The organism is Streptomyces sp. NPDC004610, from assembly GCF_040609715.1.
Lineage (GTDB): Bacteria > Actinomycetota > Actinomycetes > Streptomycetales > Streptomycetaceae > Streptomyces.
In genome coordinates this window covers 3,965-11,595 of record NZ_JBEXLA010000080.1, presented here as the reverse complement: position 1 = coordinate 11,595, position 7,631 = coordinate 3,965, and the positions used below count along the sequence as shown (strand labels likewise).

Annotated in this window: 4 protein-coding genes; 1 reads left to right on the top strand and 3 read right to left on the bottom strand. The window is 73.5% G+C overall.

Features of this window, described 5'->3' with window-relative positions; genetic code table 11:
* Window positions 1-286: 286 nt before the first annotated feature.
* Window positions 287-2,059 (bottom strand): lytic transglycosylase domain-containing protein, encoded by a 1,773-nt coding sequence (locus tag ABZX40_RS41295; protein ID WP_355751320.1) that lies wholly within the window; start codon window positions 2,057-2,059, stop codon window positions 287-289.
* A gap of 477 nt (window positions 2,060-2,536) precedes the next feature.
* Here ABZX40_RS41295 and ABZX40_RS41290 point away from each other — a divergent pair, with 477 nt between their 5' ends.
* Window positions 2,537-3,442, top strand: a complete 906-nt coding sequence (locus ABZX40_RS41290) for a DUF4184 family protein (RefSeq protein ID WP_355751322.1) — start codon at window positions 2,537-2,539, stop codon at window positions 3,440-3,442.
* A 172-nt stretch (window positions 3,443-3,614) separates the two neighbouring features.
* Here ABZX40_RS41290 and ABZX40_RS41285 read toward each other — a convergent pair whose 3' ends face one another.
* Window positions 3,615-3,965 (bottom strand): hypothetical protein, encoded by a 351-nt coding sequence (locus ABZX40_RS41285; protein WP_355751325.1) that lies wholly within the window; start codon window positions 3,963-3,965, stop codon window positions 3,615-3,617.
* A gap of 653 nt (window positions 3,966-4,618) precedes the next feature.
* The gene (polA, locus tag ABZX40_RS41280) at window positions 4,619-7,345 is read right to left on the bottom strand and encodes a DNA polymerase I (RefSeq protein ID WP_355751328.1); all 2,727 of its coding nucleotides are present in this window, start codon (window positions 7,343-7,345) and stop codon (window positions 4,619-4,621) included.
* Between the last annotated feature and the right edge of the window lie 286 nt (window positions 7,346-7,631).

The following is a 7,631-nucleotide window of genomic DNA, read 5'->3' as shown; positions in this document are numbered from 1 at the left end:
CTCAACTCTCTCGCCGACTACCTCACCAAAGTCGGAACCGCCGGCCAGCAAACAGGCCAGAACTAACCCTCAGGATTTCCGGCGCATCACACTAGGGCGGGTGTTGTGGGCGCGGCTCCCAGGGCGGGCGTAACGGACGCGGCCCCCTGGGGTGGGTTTAGCGGGCGCCGCCCCCTGGGGTGGGCGTAGGGCGTGCGGCGGGCGGGGTTGCGGTTCGGTGGGTGTGCCGAGGGCGCCCGTCCGGGGTGGTGGAGGGGCGCCCTGGGTGTGTTGCCGGGGTCGGTCGTCAGGCGGAGGGTGATGGGCTGGCGCTCGGGGAGGCCGGGGCGCTGTCCGAGGGGGCCGGGGTCGGGTCGGGCTTCGTCACCGTCAGTATCAGGGTGCGTGTGGCGCCGCCCGTGGTGGTGACGCGGAGCAGGTACGTGCCGACGGCGTCGTCGGCGTAGAGCTTGGGCAGCTTCAGTTGGCCGTCCGCGTCCGTGGTCAGGCCGGTGAGCGTGCGGACGGCCTTGTTGTCGGCGTCCTTGAAGTACGGGCCCTTGTCGTTGGCGGTCGGGTCGAGGACGGACTTGATGAGGGTCGCGGTGGCGGCGACGCCGTCCGCTGCGGCGCCCTTGTAGGTCGCCTTGAGCGTGATCTCGTCGGCGAACTCGCCCCCGGCGACACAGGTCAGCGCCGGGTCGCCGACCGTGGTGAGGGTGTCGGCGGCGCGGGCGGTGACGGTGGCCGTGTGGTCCAGGCCCGCGAGGGTGCGGCCGACGAGGGTGGCGCGGACCGTGAAGTCGCCGGTCTGCTCGCCCGCCTGGAGGGCCGGGGCGACCGCCTTGCCGGAGGCGTCGGTGACGGCCACGGCGACCTTCTCGCCGCCGCTGAAGGTGGCGTCGGTGTCGCCGAGGATGCTGAAGCGGACCCGGACCTTCGCGACGCCCTTGTCGTCCTTGTCCTCCGCGCGCGCGGAGGGCTTGGCGGCGAACGCGTCACCCGCCATCGCGGTGAGCTCCGGCGTGCCCGCGTCCTCCAGGTGGTGGACCCGGTCCGTCGCGGTGGGCGGGGTGGTGGTGGGCGGCGGGGTCGTACCGGGCGGGGTGGTCGGCGGAGTGGTGGGCGGGGTCGACGGGCCGCCGCCGGGCGGGGTCGGCTCGGCGGGCGGCGGGGTGGGCCGGGGGCTCGCCTCCGGGGACTCCGTGGCGGGCGGCGGTGTACTGGCCGGGCGGTCGTCGTCGCTGCGGTCGACCGGGAGGGTGCCGCTGCCGTCCGGGACCTCGTGGGTGCCCTTGCGGTAGTACTCCAGCCACGACACGACCGTGTTGTAGTACTCCGTCGAGTTGTTGTAGCTGAGGATCGCGCTCCTGAGGTCCGCCGAGGTCGACAGGTCCCAGTCGAAGCGGCACAGGTAGTGCCCGGCGGCGAGGGCGGCGTCGTAGATGTTGTTGGGGTCCTCGACACCGTCGCCGTTGCCGTCGCGGCCCGCCCAGGCCCAGGTGGAGGGGATGAACTGCATGGGGCCGACGGCCTGGTCGTACTCGGCGTTGCCGTCGAACTCACCGTTGTCGGTGTCCCGGATGAGGGCGAAGCCGTTGCCGTCGAGCTGGGGGCCGAGGATCGGGTTGATCGTGGTCCCGTCGGCGTCCACATCGCCGCCGCGGGCCTGGCCGGACTCCACCTTGCCGATGGCGGCGAGGAGTTCCCAGGGCAGATTGCAGCTGGGCTTGGCGGAGCCGAGCGCGGCGGCGGCCTTCTTGTAGGCGTCCAGGACGGTCGCGGGTATGCCGGCCTCCGCGTCACCCGTGGCGACGGCGGTGCCGCCGGTCGCGGCGGTCACCGAGGGGGTCGGCGTGGTCAGCGGCGGCAGATCCGTGTAGTACGGGGAGTTGCCGGTCGCGCTGTCGTCGTCCACGGTCGCGTCGGCCGAGGGGAGGGAGTCGGCGGTGGTCTGTCTGCCCTGGTCGCCGGAGGTGACCCCGGGGGCCTGGGACGCGGACAATGCCGCGACCGCCGCCGCGGCCACGGCGGTGGTCGCCGCTCCCTTGCGCAGCCGACTGCCGAAATGCGCCGCCATGTACGGAACCCCTCCCCTGGACGCCCGAGCGCCCGCCTCTTTCTGCCCTCGATGTCCTGCCGCGCGTGCGTCGTCCGTGCCCATGGGCCGCGTCGAGCGGATGCCCGCCGTGCCGTGCCGTGCCCGCCCCTGTGGGACGAACGGAGCGGCCCGAAAGTTGCACCCGCGTCGCACGGAATGCGCTCCCGCGTGTCAGCCCACGTGACCCTACGGCAACTTCCTTTGCACGGGCACCCGTTCCTGCCCGATTTTCACCACTTGGCCATATGCCGTTGTCCGCTTGGCGTCGCGCCGGTCCCCCGGACACGGAGTCCAGGCTTCCATGGCCGTCGCGGATACTGAAGACCGCCGGAGATCATCTCCGTGGACGCGCCGGGCCCGCGCCTGTGCGTCATGCTTCCGCGTCCTGGACGAACCGGGGCGGTCCGGTGCACGTCTGTCACGAAGAGTCCTGTTCGCCGACACCGGGAGTCCGTCTTGCCGTTCACGCTGAGCCATGCGGCGGCCGTGCTGCCCCTGATCCGCACCGACGGGACCGGCCGCGGCCGACTGGTGCCCGCCGCGCTGATCGCGGGCACCTTCGCGCCCGACATGACCTACTACGCGGCGAGTGTGCTGTCGGACGCGATGGAGTACGGCGAGGTCACGCACTCCCTGCCGGGCGTCCTCACCGTCGATGTGGCGGTGGCCTGGGCGCTGGTGGGGCTGTGGCTGGTGGTGCGCGAACCGCTGGTCGCCCTGCTGCCGCCGGACCGGCAGCACCGGGTGGCGGCGCTGCTGCGCTGCGGGGCGCCCCGCGCGCGGGTGCGGTTTTCGACGGTGTGGTGGTGGTACGTGTCGGCGGCGCTGGGGGCGCTGACCCATGTGGTGTGGGACGCGTTCACCCACCTCGACCGGTGGGGCATGCGGGTCTTCCCGGTCCTGGGCGAGGAGATCGCGGGGTCGCCGCTGTACTGGTACCTCCAGTACGGGGGGTCCGCGGTGGCGGCGCTGGTCATCGCGGTGTTCGTGGGGCGGGGGTTGCGGAGGGTTCCGGGGAGGGGGTGCGCCGCTGGTGAGGGTCCGGTGGGGTCGCCGCCGTCCGGGGTCCCCGCGGGGGTGCCGGTGCTGTCGGGGCGGGATCGGGTGCTGGCTCTGCTGGTGATCGCCGGGATCGCGGTGCTGGCCGCCGTCGAGCGGGCGGTGAGCTGGTGGGGTCGGCGGAGCGCCGTCGCCGAGCCGTGGGAGCTGATCCCGACGGTCTGCTTCGGCGGCGGGGCGGGGTTGCTGGTGGGGGTGGTGTGGTACGGGGTGACGGTGCGGGTGCGGAGGTATGCGCGGGCTGGTGGGGGTGGGGACGGGAGCGGGGGGAAGGGGGCGTGGGAGCGGGCCGGGAGTCGGTGAGGGGGCGGGGGATCTCGGGCGGCGGTTCAGCGGCGGTGGTCCTGCGGGGGCGGTTCAGCGGGGGCGGTTCAGCGGGGGCGGGGAGAAGGGGGCGCGCGAACGGGCCGGGAGTCGGTGAGGGGGCGGGGGATCTCGGGCGGCGGCTCAGCGGAGGCGGTCCTGCGCGGGCGGTTCAGCGCGGGCGGGGAGGGCGCGGCGGCGCGATGAGTGCCGGGGCCGTGAACACCGTCAAGGTGCGGGGGCGGTGGGTTCTGCGGGTGCGCGGCAGCAGGGTGAGGAGCATGGCCATGTAGCCGCGGGTCAGATCGCCCCACAGCCGCCAGGCCGGTGGGTCGGCGCCGGGGCGGGTCGTTACCGGCGCCCTGCGCGGTACGCACCGGCGCCGGAGGTCCGTCACCCGGTGGCGCAGGGCCGCGGCGAGGCCGGGGGCGAGGCGGGCAGTGCTTGCGTCGGCCGCTACGACCGGCACCGGCGGGAGCGGCGTACCGGGCGCCGGCCGGCGGTGGAGCCTGCGTATACCCATGGCGGCATCCTGACGGGCCGGGGAGGCGGGGGCGTTTCTGCGGGGGCCAAGGGAGTGATGGCGGGCGGAGGGGTTGGGGAGGGTGGGAGCGGGCGAAGGGGCTGAGGGGCGTAGGGCCGGGCTGAGGGGCTTGGGGGCGGGCGAAGGGGCTGAGGGGCGTGGAGCGGGGGGAGGGCAAAGAGGCTGTGGGGTGGTGGGCGGACGCGGCGTCGGTCCTCCGGAGTCGGTGGGGGGAGCCGTAGGACACGGTTCCCCCGCCGCAGGGGGCGCGAGCGGTATGCCGCATCTCCTCCGATGCGGGTGGGAGGAGGAGTACCGGGGTACGCCACGCCCCTCCCCGCGCCGGGGGGTGAAGCCAACGGCCCACCCTCTCAGGCGCGGGTGGGCCGAAGCCGTAGGCCGTATTTCGCTCAGCGCGCGCGGAGGGAGTACGTACGCCACATCTCCCCCGGCGCCGGTAGGCGGAGGTCTGCGGACGGCCGGACCGCCCGGCGCCCGCGCCCCTGTGCCCCGGCAGCACCGGTCGGCGCGGGCCCTGGGCCTGCCAACCCGGTTGGCGCAAACCCGCCGCCCCGGTCAGCCGAGCACCGCAGCCCGCGCCCGGGATCGACGCGCGTACGCCGCACACCGCCGGAGGCGCCGCGCGTCGCTCCTCAGTGCGCCGCCGACTCCCAGTCCGCGCCCACGCCCACCGAGACATCGAGCGGAGCTCTCAGGTGGACGGCGTTGGCCATCTCGTGGCGGACGATGGTCTCGGTCGCGGCGCGCTCGCCCGGGGCGATCTCCAGGACGATTTCGTCGTGGACCTGGAGCAGCATCCGGGAGGTGAGGTCGGCCTCGCGCAGGGCCTTGTCCACGTTCAGCATCGCGATCTTGACGATGTCGGCGGCCGTGCCCTGGATCGGCGCGTTCAGGGCCATGCGCTCGGCGGCCTCGCGGCGCTGACGGTTGTCGCTGTTGAGGTCGGGGAGGTAGCGGCGGCGGCCGAAGAGGGTCGCCGTGTAGCCGGTGGCGCGGGCCTCGTCGACCGCGCGGCGCAGATAGTCCCGTACGCCGCCGAAGCGCTCGAAGTAGGCGTCCATCAGGGCGCGGGCCTCGCCGGCCTCGATGTTCAGCTGCTGGGAGAGGCCGAAGGCGGACAGCCCGTACGCCAGGCCGTAGGACATGGCCTTGATCTTGCGGCGCATCTCGGCGTCGACGGCGCCGGGCTCGACGCCGAAGACCTGGGAGGCGGCGGTGGTGTGCAGGTCCTCGCCGGAGGTGAACGCCCGGATCAGGCCCTCGTCCTCGGAGAGGTGGGCCATCACCCGCAGCTCGATCTGGCTGTAGTCGGCGGTCATCAGCGACTCGAAGCCGCTGCCGACGACGAAGCCGCGGCGGATGGCCCGGCCCTCGTCGGTGCGGACCGGGATGTTCTGGAGGTTGGGGTCGACGGAGGAGAGCCGGCCGGTGGCGGCGACCGTCTGGTTGAACGTGGTGTGGATCCGGCCGTCGGCCGCGACGGTCTTGATCAGGCCCTCGACCGTCACCCGCAGCTTGGCCTGCTCGCGGTGGCGGAGCATGATGACCGGCAGTTCGTTGTCCGTCTGGCCGGCCAGCCAGGCGAGCGCGTCGGCGTCCGTGGTGTAGCCGGTCTTGGTCTTCTTGGTCTTCGGCAGGGCCAGCTCGCCGAAGAGGACTTCCTGGAGCTGCTTGGGCGAGCCGAGGTTGAACTCGTGTCCCGCCGCCGCGTGCGCCTCCTTCACCGCCTGCTGGACGGCTCCGGCGAACATCTGCTCCATGTGCTCCAGATGACCGCGGTCGGCCGCGATGCCGTGCCGCTCCATCCGGGCCAGCAGCACGGACGTCGGCAGCTCCACGTCCCTCAGCAGATCGGCGGCGCCGACCTCCGCGAGGCGGCTCCCGAACGCGTCACCCAGGTCGAGGACCGCGCGGGCCTGCACCATGAGCGCCTCGGCCTCGGCGGCGTCGTCGGCGCCGAAGGCGAGCTGGCCGTCGGCCGCGGCGGCGGGGGCCAGCTCGCGGTGCAGATACTCCAGGGACAGCGCGTCCAGGTCGAAGGAGCGGCGGCCGGGCTTGACCAGGTAGGCGGCGAGCGCGGTGTCCATGCCGACACCGGCGATGCTCCAGCCGTGCTCGGCGAAGACCCGCATGGCGCCCTTGGCGTTGTGGAACACCTTGGGGCGGTCCGCGTCGGCCAGCCAGGACGTCCACGCCTGTTCGTCGGTCTCGTCCAGCTGGGCCGGGTCGAACCAGCCGGCCGGTCCGGCGGCGGTGGCGAGCGCGACCTCGGCGACCGAGCCGGCGCCCAGAGCCCAGGTGTCGACCGTGGCGACGCCCAGGGGGCCGGTGCCGTGCTCGGCGAGCCAGGGGGCCAGGTCGCCGGTGGCCAGCACCGCGCCGTCCAGCTCCACGCCGTCCGCGACGAGGGGGGTGACCTCGGCCTCCTGGGCACCGGGGTCGACGGCGAAGAGCCGCTCGCGCAGGGACGGGTTGCGGATCTCCAGGGTGTCCAGCACCAGGGCGACGGCCTTGCGGTCGTACGGGGCGCGGGCCAGGTCGGTGACCGAGCGGTCCAGCTCGACGCCGCGCTCCAGCTCGGTCAGGCGCCGGTTGAGCTTGACGGACTCCAGGTGGTCGCGCAGGTTCTGCCCGGCCTTGCCCTTGACCTCGTCGACCCGGTCGACCAGTTCGGCGAAGGAACCGAACTGGTTGATCCACTTGGCGGCGGTCTTCTCGCCGACGCCCGGGATGCCGGGCAGATTGTCGGAGGGGTCGCCGCGCAGGGCGGCGAAGTCGGGGTACTGGGCGGGCGTCAAGGCGTACTTCTCGAAAACCTTCTCCGGGGTGAACCGGGTCAGCTCGGAGACGCCCTTCGTCGGATACAGGACCGTGGTGTGCTCGCTGACCAGCTGGAACGAGTCACGGTCGCCGGTGACGATCAGGACGTCGAAGCCCTCGGCCTCGGCCTGGGTGGCGAGCGTGGCGATGACGTCGTCCGCCTCGAAGCCGTCGACGGCGAACCGGGGCGCCTGCATCGCGTCGAGCAGCTCGCCGATCAGCTCGACCTGGCCCTTGAACTCGTCCGGGGTCTTGGAGCGGTTCGCCTTGTAGTCGCTGAACTCCTGCGAGCGCCAGGTCTTGCGGGAGACGTCGAAGGCCACCGCGAAGTGCGTGGGCTCCTCGTCACGCAGTGTGTTCGCGAGCATCGAGGCGAAGCCGTAGATCGCGTTGGTGGGCTGGCCCGTGGCGGTGGTGAAATTCTCCGCGGGCAGCGCGAAGAACGCGCGGTAGGCCAGCGAGTGCCCGTCCATGAGCATCAGCCGCGGACGGCTCCCGCCGGGGGTGGTCTCGGTCTTCTTCGATGCTTTTTCTGCCACGCCCCCGATCCTGCCACGCCCCACTGACAGTCCGTCCCGCACGGCCCCGCCGCGACCGGCTCCGCCGACCGGAACGGTCTCCGTGGCCCCGGCACGACCGACCGGCCTCCGCCGATCGGAACGGTCTACGGTCTTCCCGTCGGCCTGACGCGGCTCGCCTCCGGCGGATCGTCCGGCCCTCCGGCGGTCGTCCGGCCCTCCGGCGGTCGTCCGGCCCTCCGGCGGTCGTCCGGCCCTCCGGCGGTCGTCCGGCCCTCCGGCGGTCGTCCGGCCCTCCGGCGGTCGT